Origin of the sequence: Pimelobacter simplex (genome assembly GCF_900114845.1) — a bacterium.
Taxonomy (GTDB): Bacteria; Actinomycetota; Actinomycetes; order Propionibacteriales; family Nocardioidaceae; genus Nocardioides; species Nocardioides simplex.
Window position 1 is genome coordinate 631,866 of sequence record NZ_FOUK01000002.1, and the last position, 25,145, is coordinate 657,010.

Consider the following 25,145-nt stretch of genomic DNA (forward strand, 5'->3'; position numbering starts at 1 on the left):
CGACCGTCAGCGCCGGACCTTGACGCGCTTGCTCGTCCACGTCGTCCCGACGAGGCCCGGCTTGCTCGCGACCACGCGGACCGAGATCCGCTTGCCACGGTCCTTCTTCGTCACCCGGTACGCCGCCTTGCGCGCGCCGGGGACCGGCTTGCCGTTGCGCAGCCACTGGTAGGTCACCGTGCGCGGCGTCGTCGACCAGACCGCGCCGCGGAGCTTGAGCACCTTGCCCACGCGGGCCTTGCCGGTCAGCCGGGGCGGGACCTTCAGCGTGAGCCGGACCGTGGCCGGCGGCGGGTCCGGCAGCTTCACCGACGTCCAGGAGACCTCCCCACCGCCGGCGACGACCCGGCGCGCGGGCTGCCCGCAGTCCAGCGGACCTGGCTTGAGCCAGATGCCGTCGGCCTGGGCCCACGCGACGGCGCTGCCGTCGGGAGCGAACGCCGGGCTGGACTGCGCGCCCGTCCCCGGCTGCTGGCACACCGTCGTCGCGGGCGCCAGGAAGCTGCCGCCCACGATGTCGCCGTTGATCTCGTACGTCGTCACGCGGGCCGCCGCACCCGTCCCCCGGGTGGTCGCCAGCATCCGGCCGTCGCGCGAGACCACCGGCTCGGTGAGCGGCACGAACATCGGGAACTCCCCGTCGTGGAACCAGTCCTGCGACTGCCCCGGCAGGTCGAAGAGGCGCAGCCCCTGTCCGGGCGAGCCGTTGCCGATCAGCCGGGTGCCGCTCACCCAGCTCGGGTGGTCGTCGGCCGACGCCCCCGGGCTCAGCACCGATCCGGACCCGTCGGCCGCCCCCACCCCGCTCGCCGCGTAGTCGCGGCAGTCGGTGAACACGCAGTGGAAGTCGCGGTAGGTGTAGGCGATCTTGCTGCCGTCGGGCGAGACGGCCGCGGCGACCACGGTGCCGCCGTACTGGTAGCCCCACTGGTCGAAGACGTCCGGCGGGTCGAACGAGCCGAGCACGGCGCCCGTCCGGCTCAGCCGGTAGACCTTCGTGCCCCGGGCGGCGACCACGGTGCCCAGGTCGTCACCGGACGGCGACACCCACGGCGCGGCGGCCGTTCCGTCGGTGGTCAGCCGGCGCTCGCCGGTCCCGTCGGGGCGCGCGATGTGGACGTCGTGGTCCTTGATGTAGACGAGCGCACCCGGCGCCGTCGGGGTGGCCGAGGTGCTCGGGGTGGTCGGGGTGGTCGAGGTGGTCGGGGTGGCGGCGGCCGTGGCGGCGGTGGCGGCGGTGGCGGCGGTCGTCGCCACCAGCGCGAGCAGACCGGTCGCGAGCGCCCCTCTGCGGAGCGCCATCAGTGGCCCACGATCCCGGCCGGGTCGTAGGTCGCCCGGACCTGCGCCAGCCGCTCGCGGACCTCGGCCGGCCAGGCCGTGTCGAGGGCGGCCGGCTGGTTGAGCGCGCCGACGAAGTTGGGCTGGAAGCCACCGTTCGCCCAGGGCGCGAGCGCGCGGGCGAGGCTCCCCACAGCTGCGGGGATCGGGCCCTCGAACAGCTCCGGCACCGGGGCGCCGACGACGAACAGCCCGTACGCCGCGTCGCGCCCGGCGACCGCGTCGGGGACGACCGGCGCCTCGGCGAGGCGTCCGCCCAGCAGCCGCAGCTCGACGACCGCCAGCGGCGCACGTGCCTGCGGTCCGGCGGCGGCGAGCACCGCGCGGGCGGCGTCGGCGTCGAACGCGCGCAGCAGCGCACCCGCCTCCAGCACCGGCATCGGCTGGTCGGGGTCCGCGTGCACCGCGCCGATCGCGGCCGCGGGCAGCACCGCGAGCGTGTCGAGGATCGGCTCCGCGACCTTGCGCATCGGCTCGACGAGACCGGCGGCCAGCACCGGGCTCTCCTCGGCCCCGAGCGGGACGGCGACCCGCACGTGCACGACGTACCGGCCGCGCAGCGGCGCCGGCACCGGCTCGGCGTCCGGCAGCTGCAGCAGCGCGACGGAGGTGTTGACCTGCGCGGGCACCTCGGCGGACCAGGCCGCCCACTCGGTCAGCACCGCCTCGGCGTCGGCGCCGTCGAAGAACAGGCCGCCGCCGTACACCTGGGTGAGGCGGAGCAGGTCGAGCTCGACCGAGGTCACGACGCCGGGGACGTGCTTGCCGCCGAGGAGCGCCCAGAACAGCTCCGGGTGGCTGGTCGCCGAGGCGGTGACGACCTCGCCGGTGCCGGTGACGACCTCGGCGGAGCACAGGTAGTCGCTGCCCCAGCCGTAGGTGCGCCCGAGCGGGCTGAGCCCGCCCCCGAGCAGGTAGCCGACCGCGCCGACGCCGGGCGCCGAGCCCGCCAGCGGGGTCAGCCCGTGCGGGGCGGTGGCCTCGAGGACCTGCGCCCACGTGGTGCCGGCGCCGATCCGGGCCACGCCACGGGCCGGGTCGACGGTGACGCCCGCCAGGCCGCGGGTGAGGAGGGCGATGCCGCCCTCGATCGCGTGGGTCCAGCCGTGACCGGTGCCGACGGGGTGGACCTGCTGGCCGGCGTCCGCCGCACGGCGTACGACGGCGGCGACCTCGGCGGCGCTGCGCGGCTCGGCCACCTCGGCCGGGGCATGGCGCTGGGCGAGGTTGAAGACGGGGAGTTGCTCAGGCATGGATGTTCCTTCGTTGGGTTGCGGACAGGTTCGCGGCGCCTGCTGGAGCCGCGCTGGAGACGGACTGGTGGTCAGCCGGCGAGCGCGTCGAGCTCGTCGGGAGCGACGACGTCGTCCGCGGCGGGCGTGGCCACGTCCGGGACGACGTCGAAGTCGGAGAACGTCATCGTGGCCGGCGCCTCGCCGCCCGGGCGCTCGGTGCGCACGAGGTAGTGGGGCGCGTCCGCGCGGATGTACCCGTACGTCGTGCCGCCCCCGCCCGCGCCCCGGCCCTGGTTCCCGTCGTCGCTGCGGATGCGCAGCGCCGGGGCGCCGTCGACCTCCTCGGTCCCGGCGCTGCTGTAGACGCGGCCGTCCTCGGGAGCCGAGATCAGGCTGCTCATGATCGAGCGGAAGTCGCACAGCGCCCGCAGGTCGTCGTCCTCGAGGACGACCCAGCGCTCGCCGACGACCTCCGCGATCTGCTCGCCGGCGTCGTCGGCATCGGGATCGGCATCGACGATCGAGGACCACAGCGTCGCGTCGGGGCGGAACCACGCCCCGTCCTCGGTGGCCCGGACCTCGGCCACGCCACCGTCGACGCCCAGGGTGCCGGCGCAGCTGCCGTCGTCGGCGAGCGCCAGGTCGACGTCGAGCGGGCGGCCGGCGTTGGTCAGCGTGCCGGTCAGGTGGACGGCGTGCAGGCCGGCCATCGCCGTGCGGGCCGCCGCGACCTGGTCGGCCGGGGCCTTGCCGGCGAAGCTCGGAGGGGCCGGCTCGTCGTCCGTCCCGCACCCGCCCACCAGGGCGGCGAGGAGCGCGATCGTCGCGGCCAGTCGTGTCGTGTGGTCCATGGCGCCGACGCTGTCAGCGGGCGCCGGGAGCACAGCGGGGCTTTGTTGGAGACCCGTCCCCAGTGCGACCGCAGCGCCGTCCCAACCACGCCTTGTGTGATCGCGTCATGAGACTCCGCACCCTGCTCAGGCTGGCCGCCGTCGGCGCCATGAGCGCCACCCTGCTCAGCGCCGCCCCGGTGGCTCCGGGCCACGCCGTCCCCCAGGGCGATCCGCCCGGCACCACCTACGTCTACCGCGGCACCTTCACCGCCGAGGTCAGCCACAGCCTCCTGGTCGACTGGGCCGACAACGACAACGACGACCGCGCGGTGTCCGCCACCATCGCGGGCACCCTCCCCAGCGTGAAGATGGACGACCTCGACCTGTTCTCGCTCAGCCCGGCCAGCAACACCGTCCGGGTCGTCTCGGCGGTCGGCTCCGGCTTCACCCACACCAACTCGGGGCGCCACGAGCGCGTGTGCAAGGCGACGACGGCGACCGTCAGCGGGAGGCCGACGCTGCTGCCCGACCGGACCCGGGGCGCCAACGCGTTCGTCCCCTTCTCGCTCCTGACCATGCCGGGCAAGTGCACCGACAGCGACGGCGTGTCGTCGACGATCACCTACCACTACGGCCCTCTCGTCACGGACCTCTGGGACGGCCGGGCCGGCGACGACAAGCTCGAGCTGCGCTTCCACGCTGCGCGCGGGCTGCCGCCACTGCAGGGAGCCGACACCTGCCCCGGCTACATCCCCGGCCAGACCGAGGTCTGCAGCTACGAGATCGACGGCGTCCTGACCCTGCACCTCGTCAAGAAGGTGCCGCCCACACCGAAGCCGTCACCCAAGCCGGGCAAGGCGACGCTCACGCCGGGGGCGAAGAAGGTCTCGGCGCCCGTCGGCTGCCCGGCCCGGTGCACCGTCAAAGTCCGGGTCACCCCGCTCGAGGGTGGCCCCGCGCTCGCCGTCCGCCGCGTCACCCCCGCCGTCGGCCGGGTGGTCCCGGTCAAGGTCTCCATCCCTGCCGCGAAGCGGCGCCTGGTCAAGAAGGCGGGTGGCGTGCGCGTGAAGCTCACCTACCGGCTCGCCGGCGGTGCGTCGTACACCGAGACCCGCAAGGCCCGGCTGTGATCCGGCGCGCCGCGCTCGCGGCCCTCACCACGGCGCTCCTCGCGCTGCCCCTCGCCGCCACCGCGCCCGCACCCGCGCAGGCACAGGCCCAGGCGGCGCCGGCGGCGCCGTCCAGCACCGCCGCCGGGACCCTCACCTACGTCAAGGGGCACAACGTCTGGGTGGCCCGGGCGGACGGCACCCAGGCCCGCCAGGTCACCACCGGCGGCACCGCCGCGACGCCGTGGCGCTCGCCCACCTCGTCCGACGACGGCCACATCGTGGCCGGCCGCGGCAACCTGGTCTACCGGATGGACCAGTGGGGGACGGTGCTCGGCGTGCTCGACCCGCCGGACATCCCCAGCTCGGCGGGCGAGCTGCTCGGCGGTCCGCCGGCGCACCTCGCCGTCTCCCCCGACGGGACCAAGATCGCCTACACGTACGAGAAGTACTCGTGCCCGGTCAACCTGGCCTGCCGGATCCGGTACGTCACCGCGTTCACCTCGTCGACCTCGGTCACGCCGCCGGGCACCTGGGGCGTCGTCTACCACGACAACCCGTCGTGGATCACCGACAGCCGGGTCGCCGTCAACGCCGACCTGATCGACAACATCAACCTGTTCGACCTCGGCCGAGGCTCGACGCACTGGTTCGACGAGGACGACTACACCACCGACGACCAGCCGATCTTCGACTTCGAGGTCTCCCGGACGGCGCCCTATGCCGCGGTCATCCGCAGCACCGGCGACGACGCGCACGTCATGTTCTACCGGGTCTCGGGCAACTACCGCACCGGTGGCCGCCCGCCCATCCCGGAGACCTTCTGCGCCACCACCCCGCAGCTCGGCACGGCCACGCCCACGCTGTCTGCCGACGGCGAGCGCGGCGCCTGGGCCGAGCCGGACGGCATCTGGATGATGCTGCTCGGCCCGACCGCACCCTGCACGGTCCAGCCCACCCGGGTGATCCCCGGCGGCTCGGCTCCGTCGTACTCGCCGGCGGCGCTGCAGGCAGTGCGTCCGACGTACGCCTTCACGGTGGTGCGCGCCCCCAGGGTCACCGGAACGGCCAAGGCCGGCCGCCGTCTCAAGGCGACCGCCCCCGTGCTCGCGCCCGCCGCGGCCGGCCTGCGCTACCAGTGGCTGCGCGACGACCGGCCGATCGCCCGGGCCACCGGGACCGGCTACAAGGTCACCAAGAAGGACCGCGGTCACCGGATCCGGGTCCGGGTGACCGGCACCCGGGCCGGCTTCCGGACGAAGACCGTGGTCTCGGCGGCGGTGCGGGTCCGGCGCTGACCGGTCGGGCCGGCCTGGCCGCGCCCGGTCCGCGCGGGTCCGTCAGACCCGCTCGATGATCGTCGCGTTGGCCAGGCCACCGGCCTCGCACATCACCTGCAGCCCGTAGCGGCCGCCGCGCTGCTCGAGGACGTTGACCAGGCTGGTCGCCAGCCGCGCGCCGGAGGCGCCGAGCGGGTGGCCGATGGAGATCGCGCCGCCGTTGACGTTGACCTTGTCGAGGTCGGCGCCGGTCTCCTTCTGCCACGCCAGGACGACGGACGCGAAGGCCTCGTTGACCTCGAAGGCGTCGATGTCGGCGAGCGTCAGGCCCGCGCGCTCCAGCACCTTCCGGGTCGCCGGGATGATGCCGGTCAGCATGAGCACCGGGTCGTCGCCGACCACGGCGAAGGAGTGCACCCGTGCCCGCGGCCGCAGGCCGAGCCGGGCGGCTGCGTCCTCCGAGGTGACCAGGACGGCGGCCGCGCCGTCGTTGACCGGCGAGCTGTTGCCGGCGGTGATCCGCCAGTCGAGCTCCGGGTACGCCGCCGCCCACTCCTCGCTGTAGAAGGCCGGCCGCAGTCCGGCCAGGACGTCGGCGGTGGTCCCGGGGCGGATGGTCTCGTCAGTGCGCAGCTCGTTGACGAACGCGACCTGGCTGTCGAGCAGCCCGTCCTTCCACGCCCGGGCCGCGCGCTCGTGCGACAGCGCGGAGTACTCGTCGAGCTCGGCGCGCGAGAGGCCCCACTTCCGGGCGATGAGCTCCGCGCTGATGCCCTGCGGGACCAGCCGGCCCTCGTAGCGGGCCTGGACCTGCGGGCCGAAGAAGTCCTTGCCGGCGAACTGGCTGCCGATGGGGATCCGGCTCATCGACTCGACGCCGGAGGCCACCGCGACGTCGTACGCGCCGGCGATGACGCCCTGGGCCGCGAAGTGCAGCGCCTGCTGGCTGCTCCCGCACTGCCGGTCCACGGTGACACCGGGGACGCTCTCGGGGTAGCCGGCCGCGAGCAGCGCCCACCGGGCCGTGTTGCCGGACTGCTCCCCGACCTGGCCGACCGCTCCGCTGATGACGTCGTCGATCGCGGCCGGGTCGATGCCGGTGCGGTCGACGATCGCCCGCAGTGCGTGGGCGTGCAGGTCGACGGGGTGGATCTCGGCGTACGCGCCGCCGGGCTTGCCCTTCGCGAGCGGCGTCCGGACGGCGTCGACGATGACGGCGTTGTTCATGGTGGCCTCCTGAGGCTACTTCCGAGAATTGAAGTCAGGAGGGGAACGCTACGCTCTGGCTATTGATTCCTGAAGTCAGATGGAAGGTGAGGTGGACGACATGCGGCTGCACGCTCCGCTCGACGACCGCACGGCCTGGTCGCCGGTGGGCCACTGCCCCATCGAGAAGGCCATGGCCGTGGTCGGCTCGCGCCCGGCGATGCTGATCATGCGCGAGGCGCACTACGGGACCCGCCGCTTCGACGACTTCGTGACCCGCGTCGGCGTCTCCCCCGCGACCGCCTCGACCCACCTCCGCGCGCTCACCGACGCCGGGCTGCTGGTCCGCCGTCCCTACCAGGACGACGGCGCGCGCACCCGCGACGAGTACGCCCTCTCCCCCGCCGGCACCGAGCTGGTCCCGGTCGTGATGAGCCTCTTCGTCTGGGGCGCGCGGCACGCGGGCGGCGCCGACCAGCTCGAGCTCGCCCACGCCGGCTGCGCCGAGCCCGCGCAGGTCCGCATCGTCTGCGCCGCCGGTCACGAGCTCAGCGAGGACGAGGTCGAGGTGCGGCTGCGACGAGGTCGCCGCGCTCCGTGAGCCCGCGCCGGGTCAGCTCCAGGGCACGTTCGGCCGCGCCATCATGGCGAGCAGGTCGAACGTCAGCCCGGCCGCGGCCAGGGCCGTGATCTGCGCGTGGTCGTAGGCCGGCGCGACCTCGACCACGTCCGCCCCGATGACGTCGAGGTCGGCGAGCCCGAAGAGGATCATCTGCAGCTCCCGGGTCGTCAGGCCGCCGGGCTCCGGCGTGCCCGTGCCCGGCGCGTTGGCGGGGTCGAGGACGTCGATGTCGATGCTCACGTAGACCGGGCGGTCCCCCACCCGGGAGCGGAGCCGGTCGACGGCCTCGTCGATGCCGCGGCGGGCGACGTCGAGGGTGGTGATCGTGGCGAAGCCGAGCTCCTTGTCGTCGATGAGGTCCTGCGCCGACGGGTTCGTGCTGCGGATCCCGACGTGGGCCGAGTGGTGGACGTCGAGCAGGCCCTCCTCCGCCGCTCGGCGGAAGGGGGTGCCGTGGACGGTGCGGGCACCGAACAGGTTGTCCCAGGTGTCGAGGTGGGCGTCGAAGTGCACCAGGGCGACCGGGCCGTGCTGCGCGTGCGCCGCCCGGAGCAGGGGCAGTGCGATCGTGTGGTCGCCGCCGAGGGTGATGATCCGCTCGGCGCTCCCGTACAGCCCCCGCGCGGCCTGCTCGATCGTCGCGATCGCCTCGCCGATGTCGTACGGCGTCGCGCCGACGTCCCCGGCATCGGCGACCTGCAGGGTGTTCCAGGGCTCGACCTCGAGCCCGATGTGGAACGGCCGCAGGAGCTTCGAGCCGGCCCGCACGGCCTCGGGGCCGAACCGCGCGCCCGGCCGGTACGACGTGCCGGAGTCGAAGGGGACGCCGAGGACGGCGACGTCGGCGCGGCCCACCTCGTCGAGCCGGGGCAGCCGGGCGAAGGTGGCGGCGCCCGCGAAGCGCGGGATCGCGAGCAGCGCGTCGGGCGGGCCCACGGTCGTGCGTGCCTCGGGTGCGGGCGGGACCTCGGTCATTCGGTACTCCTCCGGTGGGGTGGCTGGCCCGGCCGAGCGTAGGAAGACGCGCCCCCGCCACAGATCGGCCGATCGACCGAGAACCGCGCGGTGCTGTCGGACGTTCGCACCATGCAGCGCGTGCGGTGAGCCGGGACAATCGGGCCATGACGTCACCGTCCACCGACCTGCCCGTGCTGACCTCGACCTTCCTCGACACGCTCGACGCCGAACGGCGTCGACTCGGCATCCCGGGCGCGATCGTGGCCGTCCGGACCTCGGACGGCGCCCGCTCGTCCGCCGCCCTGGGGGTCCGCGACCTCGCGGCCGGCACGCCCCTGGCGGTCGACTCGGTGCTGCGCGTGGGGAGCGTGACGAAGACGATCGTCGGCACCGTGGTCCTCCGCCTGGTTGAGCGCGGCGACCTCGGTCTGGACGACGACGTCCGCGACCTCGTGCCCGATCTCCCGGTGCCGAGCGGGGTCACCGTGCGCCGGCTGCTCGACATGACCTCCGGTCTGCCCGAGTACACGACCGAGAAGTTCCTCGACACCCTGCTCGCAGCTCCCGAGCGGGTGTGGGAGCCGCGCGAGCTGCTGGACCTCGCCTTCACCGGCGAGCAGCACTTCGCCCCCGGGACCTCCTGGGAGTACTGCAACGCGGGCTACATCCTGCTGGGGATGCTGGTCGAGCAGGTGACGGGCGAGCTCGTCGAGGACCTCGCGCGCCGGCTCGTCCTCGACCCGCTGGGCATGAGCGACACCGCGCTGCCGGCGCGCACCCCCGAGGGCAGGCACCTCCCGGACCCCACCGTCCGCGGCTACCTGCGCGACGGCGACCAGCTCGTCGACGCGACGGACATCAACCCGTCGTGGGGATGGACGGCCGGCAACGCGATCTCCACCGCGGCCGACCTCGTGCTGCTGGCCGAGGAGCTGGTGCGCGGCGACCTGCTCACGGCCGAGACCCAGGCAGCGCGCCTGACGGCCATCCCGGTGCCGGACACGGAGTGGGCCTACGGCCTCGGCATCGCGAACTTCGGCGGCATCTGGGGTCACAACGGGCAGCTGCCCGGCTTCCAGGCGTTCGCCGGGCACGAGCCCGCCACCGGGAGGACGATCGTCGTGCTCGCCAACGTCGACAGGGCGAGCGACGAGACCAACGCGGCCGACACGCTGGCCGCGCTGGTCCGTCGTCACCTCGCGGCCGAGAGCGCCTGACGGCGCTCAGCCCGCGTCCGTCAGGTGCACCGTCACGGGCCGGGTCGCCGCGTCGAACGCCGCGTCGGCCCCGTCGGCGCCGACGCCGCTCAGGCCCCACGGCTCGTACGTCGCCTCGGCCCCGGTCTGCTGCCAGGCGTTGATCCACACGATCCCGGCCCGGACGTCCGCGGCACGCCGCTGGTGGCCGGGATCGCGGGTGTAGACGGTCGCGGCGAGCCCGAACCCGGTGCCGTTCGCGAGCTCGACGGCCTCGTCGAAGGAGTCGACGACCACGACCGGCGCGAGCGGACCGAACGTCTCCTCCCGCATCACCCGCATCTCCGGCGTGAGGCCGGTCAGGACCGTGGCCGGGTACCCGAACCCGGGCCCCTCCGGGAGCTCGCCTCCGCAGCGCACGGTCGCGCCGAGCGCGACGGCGTCCCTCACGTGCGCGTGCACGAGGTCGCGCTGCGCGCCGTCGACGAGAGGCCCGAGACCGGACCCGTTCCGGTCGGCGTTGAGGGGGTAGTCCCCCGCTGCCGCCACCAGCGCGGCGACGAACTCGTCGGCCACGGCGCGGTGGACGTAGACGCGCTCCGAGGAGGTGCAGATCTGGCCGCTGTTGACGAACGAGGAGAAGGCGACGGCAGCCGCCGTCGCGGCGACGTCCACGTCGGCGTCGACGATCACGGGGTCGTTGCCACCGAGCTCGAGGACGGACCTCTTGAGCCGCGCCGCCGCGGCGACACCCACGGAGCGGCCGGCCTCCACCGATCCGGTGAAGTGCAGGAGCGCGACGTCGTCGTGGGACGCGAGCGGCCGGCCCGCGCGCGCGTCGCCGTGCACCAGGTTGACGACGCCGGGCGGGAGGTCGAGCAGCTCGGCGAACCGGGCCGCCGACAACGGTGACTTCTCCGAGGGCTTGAGCACGACGGTGTTGCCCGACGCGAGGAGCGGGGCCAGGCTGCTGAGGATCGAGGTCACCGTGAAGTTCCACGGGATGATCAGCCCGACCACCCCGAGGGGTCGACGGTCCACGATCGTCCGCCCGGGCTCTCCCGGCACCGTCACGTCGGTGACGAAGGAGTAGCGGCGGGCCCGTTCGAGGCTCTGGCGCCAACCCGCGACGCCGCCGGCGATGAACTGCTCCGCGAGGGGAACCGGCTTGCCCATCTCGAGGTTCTCGAGCCGGGCCAGGTCGGCAGCCTCCTTCTCGACGGCGTCGGCGACCCTCGCGAGGAGAAGGAGCCGCTCGGCGAGGTCGAGCGCGGCCCAGCCGGGCTGGGCACGGACGGCCGAGCGCACCGCGGCGTCGACGTCCTCGGCGGACCCGACCGGGATGTGCGCGACGACCTCCTCGGTCGCGGGGTCGACCACGGGGCGGGTCTCGGGGTCGGTCGAGGCGAAGGCCCGGCCGTCGATCAGGTGCTGCAGGTGCCTCACGGCAACTCCTCGTCTCCAGGGTTCAGGCCAGCCGGGCGGCCAGCAGCTCGCCGACCAGCACGCTCGCCAGGTGGGTGTTGGCACGCGGTACGAACGGGAAGACCGACGCGTCGGCGACGCGCAGGCCCTCGATGCCCAGCACCCGGCCGTCCGGGTCGACCACCGTCGTCGCGGCCGCAGGATCGCCCATCCGGCAGGTGCTGGTCGCGTGCTGGGTGTCGACGGCCGTCGCCCGCAGGTAGGCGCGCAGCCCGGCCTCGGGTCCGTCGAGAGCGGCCCGCACCGGGGCGTTCGCCGCCCACAGGTCGCCGGCGGTGATCTCGCCGAAGGCGGGGTTCTCCACGAGCTCCGCGAGCTGGCGCAGCCCGACGGCGAGCCGATCGACGTCGCGGTCGTCGTCGAGCATGTTGAAGGACAGCGCGGGCTGGCTCCGGGGATCGGTCCCGCGCAGGCGAAGCGTGCCGCGCGAGTAGGTCCGGTTGACGAACACCCCCACGGCGCCGGCTCCGGCGCGGGGCTCGGCCGAGGCCATGGCGAGGGCGTTCTGGTTGAGCGCCACCATCATCATGTCGTGGGTGTCCGGCGTCATCCCGCTGGAGTAGCGGATGCAGCAGTTCGTGTGGCGGTCGCGCGGTCCCGCCGTCGCCGCCAGCGTGAGCGGGATCCCGATCAACGCCATCGGGTGGTCCTGCAAGCCCTCGCCCACCGGCAGGTCCGCCTGCACCGTGATGCCCAGCTCGGACAGGTGCGGCGCGGGCCCGATGCCGGAGCGGATCAGGATCGACGGCGTCGCCGTGGCGCCCGCGCACAGCACGACGCTGTCGGCGCGGAGCACCTCGCCGTCCGCCAGCCGTACGCCGACCGCCCGGCCCCTCTCCAGCTCGACCCGGTCGACCAGCGCCTCGCCCCTGATCGTGAGCAGGTCGTGGCCGCGCAGCGGCTCGAGGTAGGCATCGTGGCAGGACACCCTGAGGCCGTCGACCGAGTTGACCGGGTACGGCGAGACGCCGGTGGCGCCCGGCGCGTTCACGTCCGGTGCCCACGGCCGGCCGGCGGCGAGCGCCGCGTCGCGCAGGGCGCGGTCGACCGCTCCCCAGGCCTCCTCGGGGTAGCGGTGCACCGGGATCGGGCCGTGCGCACCGTGGGCCGGCTGGTCGCCGTACTCCTGGTCGGACTCGAGGGCGGCCAGGTACGGGAGCACCTCGTCGGCGGACCAGCCGGTGCAGCCGTCGGCCGCCCAGTCGTCGAAGTCCTCGACCGGCGGGCGGATCGCGATCTGCCCGTTGACGACCGAGCTCCCTCCGAGTCCCTTGCCGCGCCAGTACAGCGACGGCTCCTGCACCGCCGTCCGGGAGGCCAGGTGGTCCTCCCAGAGCAGCTCCTCGCCACCCGGGTCCACGAGCGCGGCGACCGGGTTCGGCGAGCGCCAGGACCCCGCCAGCTCGGACGCCGGGTAGTCGCGGCCGGCCTCGAGCAGCAGGACCCGGCGGCCTGACCGCACCAGCCGCGCGGCCAGCGCGGAGCCGGCCGAGCCGGCGCCGACGACGATGACCTCGGGGGCCGGCTCGCTCCCCGTCATGCGCCGGCGAGCTCCGCCGTCACGTCGACGGCGTCGACGGTGAGCTCCTCGAGCACGTCGGCGATCGGCTCGACGCCGAAGCCGGGACCGTCCGGAACCGCGACCACGCCGTCCTTCATCACGACGGGGTCGGTGATGTCCTGGGCGTAGAAGCGGTCGGAGCCCGAGACGTCGCCGGGCAGGGTGAACCCCGGCAGGCCGGCCAGCGCGATGTTGGCGGCGCGCCCGATGCCCGTCTCGAGCATGCCGCCGCACCACACGGCGATGCCGTGCGCCCGGGCGAGGTCGTGGATGCGGCGCGCGGCGAGGTAGCCGCCCACCCGCCCCGGCTTGATGTTGATGACGCTCGTGGCGCCCCAGGCGATCGCGTCCGCGGCGGCCTCGACCGACACGATCGACTCGTCGAGGCAGATCGGCGTCGCGATCTGCCGGGCCAGCAGCGCGTGCTGCCGCAGGTCGTCCTCGGCCAGGGGCTGCTCGATGAGGAGGAGGTCGAAGGCGTCCAGCCGCCGCAGCAGCGGCGCGTCGGACAGGCGGTACGCCGTGTTCGCGTCGACCTGCAGGGGCACGTCGCCGAACTCCTCGCGGACCGCGCGGACCGGCTCGATGTCCCAGCCGGGCTGGATCTTGAGCTTGATCCGGGCGTACCCCTCGTCGAGGAAGCCCCCCACGCGGGCGAGCACCTCGGGGATCGACGACTCGATCCCGACGCTGACGCCGGACGGCACCTCGGTCCGGGTGACTCCGAGGTGGGTCGCGAACGAACGCCCGTCCAGCCGCAGGCCGGCGTCCAGGACGGCCATCTCGAGCGCGCCCTTGGCCATCCGGTGGCCCACGACGTGCTCGGTCGCCGTGGCGACGACCTCCGCGGTCACGGCACGGCCGGAGGCCTGCCAGGCGAGGAGCGAGGGGACCAGGAAGCGGCGCAGGATCTCGCGCGCCCCGTCGAGGTACTCCGGCGAGTACGACGGGTCGGCCAGCGCCACGCACTCGCCCCAGCCCGTCACCGTGCTCCCGTCGCGCGACGCGGTCACCCGCACCAGCAGCGGACGGCGCTCGGTCTGGGTCGAGAAGGACGTCGTGAACGGATGGACCAGCGGCATCCGGACCGTGATCAGCTCGACGCGCTCGATGTGCATTCAGTTGCTCCTCGTCAGGGTGTAGTGACCTCGTCGGTCGAAGTCGGTGACGGTCCAGCCGTCGGCGAGCAGGGTGCCGAGCGCCTCCCCCAGCGCCAGGCGCCAGGCGACGGCCAGGCCGGGATCGGTCCGGCGGACCTGCTCGATGTCGTTCGGGACCTCGACCCGGCAGGTGCCCACGCCGAGGGCCCGTCGTGGGTCGAGGACGGGGCGCCCGCCCTCGGACCACAGGACGGCGACCGGGGGCTGCGCACCGCGGGGGGCAGGTGGCCGCGGGCCGGGCCGCTCGAGGTCCCACACCGCGAGCACCCGGTCGCTGGGCTGCCCGTGGTTCAGGCCGTCCCCCATCACGCCGTAGAAGTCCGGCAGGTAGGCGTCGATCGTGCACCCGAGCTTGTGCACGTTGAAGTACGCGTTGCGGGCGACGAGCGGGTCGTAGGTCCACGTCACCCGGGTCACGCCGCGCTCGAGGCACCAGTCCCGCTGGTGGCGCTTGATGGCGTTGCCCCAGCCGGTCCCGATGGCGTCGGACCGCACGCCCGCCAGGTGGGAGTGCAGCGCCTGCTCGTGCGGCGCGTAGAAGAAGCCGACGCAGACAGCCATCAGCTCCGCGCCCCGGAACCCGCCCGCCACGTAGTTGCCGGCATGCACCAGCGCGGTCAGCAGCCCGGGGTTGACGTGGGACTGGCTGACGTCGACCTGCCACACGCTGGCCACGAGCTCGGTCGCCGCGACCATGTCGGAGGGCAGGTGCAGCATGCGGAGCTCCGTGCGCGTCGCGTCGTCCTCCGCGACCCCGCTCCCGGGATGCACGCCGGACGCCTCGCTGGTCATCCGCGCACCTCACGCAGGAACCGGTGGCCGTGGTAGAGGCCGCCGGGGACCGGGCGGACCGCCTCCGCCCCTGCCATCTCGTCGCCGGTGTAGGTGTAGACACCGGGGATGGTCGAGGCGTGCAGCGCGAGATCGCGGACGCGGTCGGGATCGGCGCCGCCGGCGTAGCCCATGCGCTCGCGGAGCCTCAGGCGGAGCCCACCGTCGGCCGGCGCGATGTCGGCGACGAAGCCGGCCGACTCCCACGAGCCCGCCAGCGGCGCGGGGGCCGTCGTCGGGTCCGGGACCGCCACGGTGTGCAGCGCGCCGCCGTCGAGCGTGCGCGCGGCGTCGTCGAAGAGCTCGCGGTAGAGCCCGTCGGAGCGGCCTCCCGAGGTCAGCAGCGCCACCGCGAGCCCGCTGTCCGGGAAGATCCGGAGGTACGCGCGCTGGCCGATCGTGCCGCCGTCGTGCCCGTAGACGCTGCTCCCCTGCCAGTCCTGCAGGAACCAGCCGAGCCCCCACCCGGTCTTCCCCACCACGCTGGTGCGCAGGTCGACGTGGGGAACCGTCATCAGGCGGGCGCTCTCGGCCGACAGGATACGGGTGCCGTTCGGGGCGAGACCCTCGCGCAGAGCGGTCTCGGCGAACGTGAGCAGGTCGCCGATGCTGGCGTTGATCAGCCCGGCCGGGCCCATCGAGCGCGGGATCCCCCACGTGCTCACGGGAACCGCGGACGCCCCCGCCCCGTCGTGCCCGGTCGCCGTCAGGAAGCGCGGCGCGTCGTCGGTGGACGTGAAGGTGTGAGCCAGCCCCAGCGGCTCGATCAGGTGGCTCCGCAGGGCCTCGTCCCACGTGGCGCCGCGCAGCACCTCGATGATGCGGCCCGCGACCACGAAGGCGGAGTTGCAGTACGAGAACCGCTCCCCCCGAGGATGCAGCCGGTCGGTGCCGTTCAGCAGCTCGACGTACTTCGCGACGCAGTCGTCGCCGCGACCGGTGTCGGTGAACAGGTCGCCGTCGAGGCCGCTCGTGTGGTGCAGCAGCTCGCGCACCGTGATCGTCGGAGCGTCGTCGTCGCGGAGCCGGAAGTCCGGCACCACGCTGCGCACGGGGGCGTCGAGGTCGAGCCGGCCCTCCTCGACGAGCTGGAGCACGAGCATCGTGGTCCACACCTTGCTGATCGACCCGATCTGGAAGACCGCGTCGTCGGTCACGGGGACGCCGGTCGAGACGTCGAGCACGCCCGACGACACGGTCACGCGGTCGAGAACGCCGGCGCCCTCGCCGGCACCGAGCTGGACGATGCCGAGCTGCGCGCCGACGACGCCGTACCGGTCCCGCAGGAGGTCGAGGCGGCGCTGCCACGCGGCGGCGTCGCGAGCCGCCGGCGCGACCGCGGTGGACGGTGTGCGGTGGCCCGTGCGGGTGTACCTCTCGACCCACTCCACTACTCGGCGCTGGTAGTCGATGCGGTGCTCGACGGGCCCGGCGGCGACGAAGACGTGACCGGCGCCGGGGTAGACGACGAGCCGGGTCGGCACGCCCTGGATGCGCAGCGCCGAGAACCACTCCTGGGCCTGGGTGCTGGGGCAGGTCTCGTCGCGCTCGCCGTGCAGCACGAGCGTCGGCGTGGTGACCCGGCCCACCCGGGCGATCGGCGAGAGCTCGGTGAGGCGTACGACGTCGGTGGGCTCGAGCCCGGCCGTCGCCGCGGAGAAGAACCCCTCCGGCACGAGCCGCTGGCCGGCGACCGCCGCGAAGTCGCACAGGAGACCACCGGCCACCGCCGCCGCGAACCGGTCGGTGTGCGCGGTGAGCGCGCAGGTCGACAGACCGCCGTAGCTGTAGCCGGTGACCGCGAGCCGGTCCGGGTCGGCGAGTCCCTCGGCGACCAGGGCGTCGACGGGCTCGAGGAAGTCCGGCAGGTCGACCTGGGCCCATCCCCCGAACACCGCGGTCAGGAAGTCCTCGCCGTAGCCGTCCGACCCGCGAGGGTTGAGGGTCAGCACGCGCCAGCCGCGGTGGGCGAGCACCTGGTGGTAGAGGTGCATGTCGTCGGCCACGCCGCTCCACGCGTTGTGCGGCCCGCCGTGGATGTCCAGCAGCAGCGGAGCCGGGCCCTCCGTCGTGGGTGCCGCCAGGATCCAGCCGTGCACGACCGTGCCGTCGCTGATGGTGAACGACCGCGGCTCCGGCCGCAGCAGCTCGACGTCCGGGAGCGCGTCGCGGGTGAGCGTGGTGAGCTCGCGGTGGTCGCCCGTGGCGAGGTCCACCAGCGCGACCTCCCCGAAGGACTCCTGGCTGGTGACGACGACGGCGGCGCGGCTGCTCTGCGCCGCCACCGACAGGGCCGAGACGACCCGGTGCTCCTCGGCGACGACCGGGCGGGGTGCGCCACCGGCGAGGGCCACCCGGTAGAGGTGGGTCCAGCCGCGGTCCCGGGCGCAGAAGACGACGTCCTGGCCGTCGTGGGTCAGCGCGGGCCGGCCACCGGGGTAGCCGACGGCACCCGGCATCACGTTGAGGTCGAGGCCGGCGGTGAGGTCCTCGTCCGGGCGGCCGTCGAGGTGGAGCCGGAGCAGACGGGCGTGCCCGATGGCCATCGTGGGATAGCCGACGGCGACCACCGAGCCGCCGTCCGGCGTCCAGAGGAGGGGGCCGGTCACGCCGGTCGCTGCCCCGACGACTCGCGGAGGGCTGAGCGGGTCGTCGACGGTGAGGACGTGGACGGCGCGCTCGCGCTCCACGTCGGCGCGCGGCGAGGTCCCGGCCGTGTAGGCGAGCAGGGTGCCGTCCGGCGACCACGCGGGCTCGCCGGCGTCCTCGTCGCCGTCGGTGACCTGGCGGGTGCTCCCGTCGTCGAGGTCGAGGACGACGATCTGGTGGCGCACGCTGCCGGTCCATCCGGCGCCGTCGGCCTTCTGGTCGAGGGTGTCGACCACGATCGGCGCCTGCGGGTCGCCCGCCCCGCGCTCGACCGGGGCGAGGAACGCGATCCGGCGGCCGGTCGCGTCCGCGACGGGCCGTCCGGCCCCGAGCGGCAGGCTCGTGAGCTGGACCGGCTCGCCCGTCTCGGGCAGCAGGTGCAGCTGGGGGACGCCGTCGACGGGCCGCAGGAAGAGCAGCCCGGCCGCGCCGATCCCCAGGCCGCCGTCGTCGGGGCCGTGCGTCAGGCGCCGCTGGGCGCCGTCCTCGCCGATCTCCCACAACGAGGTGACCGAGCGGCCGGCCGCGACCTCGCGCCGGGCCACGACGACGGCGGAGCCGTCCGGGCGGATCGCCGTCTCGGTCACGGTGACGAGCCGGTCGAGGTCGTCGGGACGGGGGGCGCGCGGCGTCATGAGACGGCTCCTCGGTGCAGGGTGGGGGTGTCGACGGGGGCGGCGAGCCGGGGCACGGCGTCGACCAGGTCGCGGGTGTAGGGGTGCTCGGGTGCGTCGATGACCCGGGTGGTGGGTCCCGCCTCGACGAGCCGGCCGTCCTTCATCACCGCGACCTCGTCGCAGAGCTGACGCACGACCGCGAGGTTGTGGCTGATGAACAGCACGGTGAGGTCGAGCTCGCGCTGCACCTTGCGGAGCAGGTTGAGCACGGTGCCCTGAACGGAGACGTCCAGCGCTGAGGTGATCTCGTCGGCCAGGAGGACCCGGGGCGACGCGGCGAGCGCGCGGGCGACGGCGACGCGCTGGCGCTGACCGCCCGAGAGCTGCGAGGGCAGGTCACCGGCCCGGGCCGGGTCGAGCTCGACGGTCTCCAGCAACCGGGCGACCTCGGCCCGACGCGCGGCCCGGCCCCGTGCGACGGTGCCCCGCACCGCCAGGGCCTCCTCGACCGACGCCCCCACCGTCATGCGTGGGTCGAGGGAGGAGCTCGCGTCCTGGAAGACCATCTGGACGTCGCGACGGATGGCCGCCTCGCGGCCCCGGGCGCGGACGACGTCGGTCCCGCCCACCAGGATGCGGCCGGCATGCGGCTCGTGCAGGCCCACGACGGCCCGGGCCAGGGTCGACTTGCCGGAGCCGGACTCCCCCACCAGACCGACGATCCGGCCGCTCCCGACGGTCAGGCTGACGTCGCGCACGGCGTCGTGCGCCGACGCCCCGCTCCCGTAGCGCACGTGGACGTTCTCGAGGACCAGGTCGGTCACGATCGGCTCCTCACCGGCTCGGTCGGGAAGTCCGCACCCTCGGCGATCGTCGCGAACTCGGCGCCGGGCTCGGCATCGAGGTGCGGGACGGCCTCCACCAGGGCACGGGTGTACGGGTGCTGGGCACGTCCGGCGGCGAGGTCCGCGGTGGAGAGGTCCTCGACGATCGCGCCCCGGTACATGACCAGGACCCGGGTGCAGAACGACGCGACCAGCGTGATGTCGTGCGAGACGAACAGCACGGCCGTGCCCTTGACCTCGTTGATCTCGGCGAGCAGTGCCATCACCTCGCGCTGGACGGTGACGTCGAGCGCGGTGGTCGGCTCGTCCGCGATCAGCAGTGCGGGCTCGCCCATGAGGGCCATCGCCATCATCGCGCGCTGGCGCATGCCGCCGGAGAACTCGTGCGGGTACTGGTGCGCCCGCCGCGCGGCATCGGGGATCCGGACGGCGTCGAGCCGGTCGACGGCACGCTCGTGCGCCGCGCTGCGGCTCAGGCCACCGTGCAGCAGGCCCACCTCGGCGACCTGGGTGCCCACGTGGAGGGCCGGGTTCAGCGAGGTCGAGGGGTCCTGGAAGACGAAGCCCATGCGGGTGCCCAGCCGGCGAGCCAGCTCGCCGGACGTCTGGCCCGAGACCCGCCCACCGGCGACGAGCTCGGTGCCGTCGAAGCAGACCGAGTCGGCGGTGACCTCCAGCGGCTCCTCGAGCAGGGCCGCGACGGCCATGCAGGTGAGCGACTTTCCGGAGCCCGACTCGCCGACCACGCCGACGACCTCGCCCCGTCCGATGTCGAAGCTGACTCCCCTGACGGGAGTGGCCCACCAGTCACCCCGGGGCGCGCTGACCTTCAGGTCCCGCACCCGCAGCACGGGGTCGTCCACCACGCTCAGCGGGGCGGCCTGCTCGCCCGGGCTCGCGGGACGCCGTCGGAGCCGGCGCCACAGCCGCCGCGAGGGCTGGTGCAGGCCGAACGCCCGCGACAGCGTCTCGCCGACCAGCGCGAAGGTCACGCCGGCGAAGACGATCGCCCCCGCCAGGCCGAGCGAGGGCGCGGCGTTGACGAAGATGCCCTCGAGGCTCTCGTTGAGCATCCGGCCCCAGTCGTAGCGCGGCGCCTGGACGCCGAGCCCCAGGAAAGACAGGCCGGTCGCGGCCACGAGAGCGGTCCCCGCTCCGATGCTGGCGTTGACGATGAGCGGGTCGCGCACGTTGGGCAGCACGTGCCGGGTCAGGATGCGGAACCGGCCGACGCCGAGGATGCGGGCCGCGGCGACGAAGTCGCGGCCGGCGACGGACGAGCCGAGTGTCTGCGCGAGGCGTGCGTAGGCGGGCGCCATGGCGAGACCGATCGCGAGCGTCAGGCTCACCGCCCCCACTCCGAGCACGACCGAGACCACGATGGCGAGCAGCAGCGACGGGAAGGCGAGGGCGACGCCCAGGGCCGCGTTGACGGCGCGGGCGATCCAGCGCGGGGCCACGATCGGGATCAGGCCGAGCACGACGCCGAGCGTCACTCCGATCAGGGTGGCGAGCACCGCGGTCAGGACCGAGAGCCGGGTCGCGGTGAGCATCCGGGCCAGCACGTCCCGCCCACCGGCGTCCGTCCCCAGCAGGTGATCGGCGCTCGGGCCCTCCGAGAGCCTGGTCAGCTCGGCGACCTTCGCGGTCTCGCCCCAGTGCAGGGGCCCCACCACGGCCAGGACGACGAGCGTCAGGAGGAACAGCGAGGCCACGATCCCGAGCGGCGAGCGCAGGGTGCTCAGGAGTGCGCCCCGCCGGCGGCGGGGTCCGGCCGGGGCGGCGGCCGGCAGGTCGCGAGGCATCGTCATGTCAGGTCTCCTTGAGCGCCGAGCGCGGGTCGAGCCACACCAGGACGACGTCGATCACGAGGTTCGCGACGAGGACGATCAGGCCGTAGACGATCACGATCCCCTGGGCGAGGGGGAAGTCCTTGCTGCGCACGGCGTCGATGATCGTCAGGCCCAGGCCGGGCCAGGAGAAGATCGTCTCGACGAGCACCGTGCCGGCGATGAGCGAGCCCAGCACGAGGCCGCCCACGGTCAGGGCCGGCGTCACGAGGTTGGGGAGCGCGTGGCGGAGGTAGAGGCGGCGCCGCGACATCCGCTTGGCGCGGGCGGTGCGGACGTAGTCCTGGGAGAAGACGGTCAGCGCCTCGACCCGCACGATGCGGGAGACGCCCGCCGTGACGCCGAGGGACAGCGCGGCGACCGGGAGGATGTAGGAGTCCGGGCCGCCACGACCGGCCACGGGGAGCAGGGTGGTCTGCACCGCGAACAGGTAGACGAGGGCGACGCCCGTGAGGAACTCCGGGATCACCGAGAGGAGGCCGCTGATCGAGGTGTAGGCGACGTCCACGCCCGGCCGGCGACCGCCGCGGGTGAGCGCCGCGAAGACGATGCCGAGCGGGATCGAGACCACGAGGACGACGGCGAGCGACAGGAACGCGAGCTCCAGGGTGGCCGGCAGCCGCTGGTCGATGATCGTCGTGACGGGCAGGTGGAGCGAGAACGAGTCGCCCAGGTCCCAGGCGAGCAGGCCCTTCCAGAAGTCCAGGTACTGCTGCCACAGGGGGTCGTTGAGCCCGAGGCTCTCGCGCCGCGCCTCGACGACGGCGGCAGTCGCGTTGGTGCCGAGCGCGTTGCGCACCGGGTCGCCGGGGATCAGCCGGACCATCACGAAGACGAGCGTGACGAGGGCGACGACCGATCCGGCCAGCCGCACCAGGCGGCGGAGGAGGAACGACCCGATGGAACCGCCTCGGGAGCGGGAGCGCCCCCCGCTGACGGGTGCCGGAGCACCCGTCAGCAGGGTCGGCGCCGGAGGCGTGGTCACGAGAGGACGCGGATCGCTGCGCCGGGCAGCATCCCGCCGACCGGACGGACGATCGCCGTCGCGCCGTTGAAGTACATGTTGTACGGCGTGACCGAGACCGGGACCAGGTCGGCGGCGTCGAACAGGGCGGCCTCGGCCTTCCCCCAGGTCGCGCAGGCCTCGTCGCCGGTCTGGGCCGCGGCGGCGTTCGTGAGGTCGCGGTAGGCCTTGTTGTCGATGCCGGCGAAGTTGGTGCCCTCGGGCGCCGCAGGTCCGGACAGGTACTGCGGGAAGATCGCCGGCGTGCCGGACTGCAGGTTGAGGCCCAGCGTCGCGGTCCAGCTCGTCGGGTCGTCCGTCGCGAAGGACCGGCTGATCACGTAGTTCTCGTCACCGCCGTCGAGCTTGACCTTCGCCCCGGCGCCCTCCCACTGCTTGGCGACGTACTCGGCCGCGGCGCTGCGGGCGGCCGTCGCGTTGTCGTACACCAGCGTGATGTCGACCGGCCCTGCCGCGCGGATCGCGCCGGCCGCGGCCTCGGGGTCGTACGTCGGGAGGTGGCCCTCGACGGTGTCGTAGGTGCACAGGCTGGGGTCCTCGCCGAGCAGCGACGTGGCGCGCTCGCCCTTGCCGTCGGTGAGGATGTCGGTCAGCACGTCGAGGTCGACCGCCTGGGTCAACGCCCGGCGCACGGCGGGGTCGGCGGTCGGGACGGCCGCGTTGTGGTTGTAGATGATCATGCCGGAGGTGGACGGGGAGGCCTGCGACTTCAGGTCGCCCAGGCGCTTCTCGTCCTTGCCGCTGACGACCGCGGCGTTGAGGCCGCCGGAGCGCAGCAGGTTCGCGGCCGTGGAGGGGCTGGGCACGATCTTGATCGTGACCGTCTCGGGAACGCCGGGGGTCTCGCTCGTCGTGTCCTTCGGTCCCCAGTTGTAGCCCTCGCGGCGCTTGAGGGTGATCGAGTCGCCGGCGACGACCTTGTCGATCACGAATAGGCCGGTGCCGTTGCTTCCGGCCGAGAGGCTCTTCGGGTCGGCCAGACCGGCGTCGCAGACCAGCTGCTGGGCGCCGAGGTTGTAGACCATGAAGGGACGCGGCGTCGGCGTGGTGACCGTGAGGACGTTGCCCTCGGCGGTGATGGTGGCGTCGCCCGGCACCACCGACTCCAGGCGAGGAGACTCGTTCTTCGGGTCGATGATCCACTTCAGGTTCGCCGCGGCGGTCTCGGCCGTGAACGGCGTGCCGTCGGCGCAGGTGATGTCGTCGCGCAGTGTGTAGGTGACCTTCGTCGGGCTCTCCGTCCAGCTCTCGGCGAGGAACGGCTGCAGCTCACCCGTCTCCGGGTCGGCGTCCAGCAGGGTGTCGTAGGAGTAGAAGCCCACGATCTGGGCGTTGACGAGGTTGGTCGTCAGCGGGTTGAGGTCGCCGGGATCAGAGTCGACCGCGACCGCGAAGGTGCCGTCGGTCGCGAACTCGCCTCCGTCTGCGTCCGAGCCGCCACCGCAGGCCGCGAGGGCCGACGCGGCGAGCAGCAGCGCGGCGAGGGAAACAGTGGGTGTCTTCATGCGGGGACCGCCCTTGTTCGACGAGAGAAGTGCTTCGGCTCACACTCTCGCCGACGGGAGCGACCCTTCTCATCGGTCGTTCGACCGACACGTCACGCCGACTCTCGGTCGATCGCACGAACGCCCACGGCGCCGGCCGAGCGGGCTCAGGCTGGCCGGGCTCCGGCGCCCACCCGCAGCTGGAGCATCAGGCCGAACCGGGTGTCCGGGTCGCGCAGGTCGATCGACGCGATCGCCTCCACCCGCTCGAGCCGGTAGCGGAAGGTGTTCTTGTGCACGTGGACGTCGCGCGCCGCGGCGCTGACGTCGCCGAAGCGCTCGAGCCAGGCGGTGAGGGTCGCGACCAGCTCGCTGCCGTGCGCCTCGTCGTACGCGCGCAGCGCGACGAGGGGCCCGCCGAGCTCGATGCCGTCGGCCGCGAGGGAGTCGCGGATCCGGAGCATCAGCGCCTCGACCTGCACCTCGGTCGAGCGGGCGGCGCGGCGCTCGCCGTCCGGCCGGGCGCGCAGCACCCGCAGCGTCGCCTCCGCATCGCGGCGCGAGGCCGCCAGGTCGCGCACGTCCGCGACGATGCCGCCGATCCCCGCGCAGAACTCCGTCGACGTGTCGAGCCGCCCGACGAACTCGGCGGCGGTCTGCTGCACCGCGGTGAGCGTCCGCTCGTCCGCGGAGCGCAGCGGCACGACGGCATGGACCAGGCCTCCCAGCGGGACGGTGATCGCCCGCGGGTACACCGAGCGCAGGTGCATCCGCAGCGCCGCGGCAGCGCGCTGGGTGTCCGCGACCGTGCGGATCTCGTCGTCGTCCACGAGGGGCCCGAGCGTCACGACGCACGCGGGCGACGACGCGAAGTCGAGCTGCTGGGCGGCCTCGCGGGCCCCCGAGCCCCCGGCGAGCAGCTGGGACCCGAGCGACTCGGCGAGCCGTTGCGCCGCGTCGGCACTGACCCGGGCCCGGAGCATCGCGAGCGCCACGACCTGGGCGGCTTCGATCATGCCCTGCTCGCGCTCGGCGTCGAACGGCTCCGGGCTCACCGCCCAGATCGACCCGAGCACCTCGTCGCCGGCCTGGATCCTCATCGCGATCCGGGGCAGGGTGCCCGGCGCGGGCTCGGCGAGGAAGATCGGGCGCTCGGAGCCGTAGATCAACGGGAACACGCCCTGGGTGCGCTGGTGCGCGCTGTACTCCTCCGGCACCTGCAGGCCCAGGATCGTGAGCCGGCGGGGCTCGTCGGTCCCCACCTGGTCGGCCGAGAACGCCACGACGCGCGACGAGCGGTCCTCGATCGTGACGGGCGCCCCCAGCAGGGCCGACAGCGAGTCGGCGAGGGTGAACAGGTCGCGGCCGGAGTCGCCGGAGCCGTGGTCGGGGCCGTCCGGCCCCAGGTTGAGCGCGCCGCTGAGCAGGGTGGCGACCTGGACCCAGGACGCGCCCCGGACGAGGCTGAACACCGAGACGTCCCGCCGCTCGGCGATCGCCGCCACCTCGCGCCCCACGGCGAGCGGCTCGCGGACGATCAGGGCCGCCGCGCGCGCCTCGCCCGCCGACCGGACCAGGTCCGCGAGGTCTTCGTCGGTCGCCACGGCCACGCCGAGCACGATCGCGTCCCGGGTGATCTCCGGCGGGTCCAACGGGTCGTGGAGCACGACGGTCGAGACCGTGCGGCGGGCCTGGTGCCGGCCGGCCTCCAACGTCAGCAGCGTGGAGCCCAGGCGCTCGGTCAGGCGCCCGAGGCTGGTGGAGAGGGCCGGCGCGGGCATGGGACGACGGTACAGCCGCCCTCCAGGGATTTCGGTCGATCGCACCATCACGCCCACCCCGCGGTCCCGCACAATTGCG

At 74.0% G+C, this 25,145-nt stretch carries 19 protein-coding genes; 4 read left to right on the forward strand and 15 right to left on the reverse strand.

Annotation, left to right across the window (positions count from 1 at the left end; genetic code table 11):
• Nucleotides 1–6: 6 nt before the first annotated feature.
• From BM223_RS10605 to BM223_RS10615, 3 genes are all read right to left on the reverse strand, one after another.
• Entirely contained in the window at nucleotides 7–1,302 is a 1,296-nt protein-coding gene (locus BM223_RS10605) for a TolB-like translocation protein (RefSeq protein WP_038677904.1), read from the reverse strand.
• A complete protein-coding gene (locus BM223_RS10610; protein ID WP_052138416.1) occupies nucleotides 1,302–2,594 on the reverse strand; it encodes an FAD-binding oxidoreductase in 1,293 nt (430 codons plus the stop codon). Before BM223_RS10610 ends, BM223_RS10605 begins: the two co-directional genes overlap by 1 nt.
• Nucleotides 2,595–2,665: 71 nt before the next feature.
• On the reverse strand, nucleotides 2,666–3,427 hold the full coding sequence (locus BM223_RS10615; RefSeq protein WP_038677903.1) for a hypothetical protein: 762 nt from the start codon (nucleotides 3,425–3,427) through the stop codon (nucleotides 2,666–2,668).
• A gap of 107 nt (nucleotides 3,428–3,534) precedes the next feature.
• On the opposite strand from BM223_RS10615, the gene BM223_RS10620 reads away from it, so the two are divergent.
• On the forward strand, nucleotides 3,535–4,539 hold the full coding sequence (locus BM223_RS10620) for a hypothetical protein (protein ID WP_038677902.1): 1,005 nt from the start codon (nucleotides 3,535–3,537) through the stop codon (nucleotides 4,537–4,539).
• On the forward strand, nucleotides 4,536–5,816 hold the full coding sequence (locus BM223_RS10625) for a TolB-like translocation protein (protein ID WP_038677901.1): 1,281 nt from the start codon (nucleotides 4,536–4,538) through the stop codon (nucleotides 5,814–5,816). Before BM223_RS10620 ends, BM223_RS10625 begins: the two co-directional genes overlap by 4 nt.
• A gap of 42 nt (nucleotides 5,817–5,858) precedes the next feature.
• Here the strand turns inward: BM223_RS10625 and BM223_RS10630 are convergent, their stop codons facing one another.
• A complete protein-coding gene (locus BM223_RS10630; RefSeq protein ID WP_038677900.1) occupies nucleotides 5,859–7,025 on the reverse strand; it encodes a thiolase family protein in 1,167 nt (388 codons plus the stop codon).
• Nucleotides 7,026–7,125: 100 nt separating this feature from the next.
• Between BM223_RS10630 and BM223_RS10635 the strand changes: the two genes are divergently transcribed.
• Complete coding sequence (locus BM223_RS10635) at nucleotides 7,126–7,605, forward strand: winged helix-turn-helix transcriptional regulator (protein ID WP_038683975.1); 480 nt, start codon at nucleotides 7,126–7,128, stop codon at nucleotides 7,603–7,605.
• A 12-nt stretch (nucleotides 7,606–7,617) separates the two neighbouring features.
• Here the strand turns inward: BM223_RS10635 and speB are convergent, their stop codons facing one another.
• Nucleotides 7,618–8,601 (reverse strand): agmatinase, encoded by a 984-nt coding sequence (gene speB, locus BM223_RS10640; protein WP_052138415.1) that lies wholly within the window; start codon nucleotides 8,599–8,601, stop codon nucleotides 7,618–7,620.
• Between the two features lie 146 nt (nucleotides 8,602–8,747).
• On the opposite strand from speB, the gene BM223_RS10645 reads away from it, so the two are divergent.
• On the forward strand, nucleotides 8,748–9,800 hold the full coding sequence (locus tag BM223_RS10645; RefSeq protein ID WP_052138414.1) for a serine hydrolase domain-containing protein: 1,053 nt from the start codon (nucleotides 8,748–8,750) through the stop codon (nucleotides 9,798–9,800).
• A gap of 6 nt (nucleotides 9,801–9,806) precedes the next feature.
• Here BM223_RS10645 and BM223_RS10650 read toward each other — a convergent pair whose 3' ends face one another.
• The 10 genes from BM223_RS10650 to BM223_RS10695 all read right to left on the reverse strand — a co-directional run bounded on the left by BM223_RS10650 (nucleotide 9,807) and on the right by BM223_RS10695 (nucleotide 25,066).
• A complete protein-coding gene (locus BM223_RS10650; protein ID WP_038677899.1) occupies nucleotides 9,807–11,225 on the reverse strand; it encodes an aldehyde dehydrogenase family protein in 1,419 nt (472 codons plus the stop codon).
• Between the two features lie 22 nt (nucleotides 11,226–11,247).
• Nucleotides 11,248–12,804 (reverse strand): GMC family oxidoreductase, encoded by a 1,557-nt coding sequence (locus BM223_RS10655; RefSeq protein WP_038677898.1) that lies wholly within the window; start codon nucleotides 12,802–12,804, stop codon nucleotides 11,248–11,250.
• Entirely contained in the window at nucleotides 12,801–13,943 is a 1,143-nt protein-coding gene (gene menC, locus BM223_RS10660) for an o-succinylbenzoate synthase (protein ID WP_038677897.1), read from the reverse strand. Before menC ends, BM223_RS10655 begins: the two co-directional genes overlap by 4 nt.
• Nucleotides 13,944–14,777, reverse strand: a complete 834-nt coding sequence (locus BM223_RS10665; protein WP_038677896.1) for a hypothetical protein — start codon at nucleotides 14,775–14,777, stop codon at nucleotides 13,944–13,946.
• Nucleotides 14,774–18,100 (reverse strand): serine hydrolase, encoded by a 3,327-nt coding sequence (locus BM223_RS10670; protein WP_038677895.1) that lies wholly within the window; start codon nucleotides 18,098–18,100, stop codon nucleotides 14,774–14,776. The genes BM223_RS10665 and BM223_RS10670 overlap by 4 nt, the downstream gene beginning before the upstream one ends.
• Entirely contained in the window at nucleotides 18,097–18,906 is an 810-nt protein-coding gene (locus tag BM223_RS10675) for an ABC transporter ATP-binding protein (RefSeq protein ID WP_038677894.1), read from the reverse strand. The genes BM223_RS10670 and BM223_RS10675 overlap by 4 nt, the downstream gene beginning before the upstream one ends.
• Entirely contained in the window at nucleotides 18,903–20,738 is a 1,836-nt protein-coding gene (locus BM223_RS10680; RefSeq protein ID WP_052138413.1) for a dipeptide/oligopeptide/nickel ABC transporter permease/ATP-binding protein, read from the reverse strand. Before BM223_RS10680 ends, BM223_RS10675 begins: the two co-directional genes overlap by 4 nt.
• 1 nt (nucleotide 20,739) lies before the next feature.
• On the reverse strand, nucleotides 20,740–21,762 hold the full coding sequence (locus tag BM223_RS10685) for an ABC transporter permease (protein ID WP_200887098.1): 1,023 nt from the start codon (nucleotides 21,760–21,762) through the stop codon (nucleotides 20,740–20,742).
• On the reverse strand, nucleotides 21,759–23,306 hold the full coding sequence (locus BM223_RS10690; protein ID WP_038677893.1) for an ABC transporter substrate-binding protein: 1,548 nt from the start codon (nucleotides 23,304–23,306) through the stop codon (nucleotides 21,759–21,761). Before BM223_RS10690 ends, BM223_RS10685 begins: the two co-directional genes overlap by 4 nt.
• Before the next feature lie 146 nt (nucleotides 23,307–23,452).
• Nucleotides 23,453–25,066: a PucR family transcriptional regulator gene (locus BM223_RS10695; RefSeq protein ID WP_038677892.1), complete on the reverse strand. Its 1,614-nt coding sequence runs from the start codon at nucleotides 25,064–25,066 to the stop codon at nucleotides 23,453–23,455.
• Between the last annotated feature and the right edge of the window lie 79 nt (nucleotides 25,067–25,145).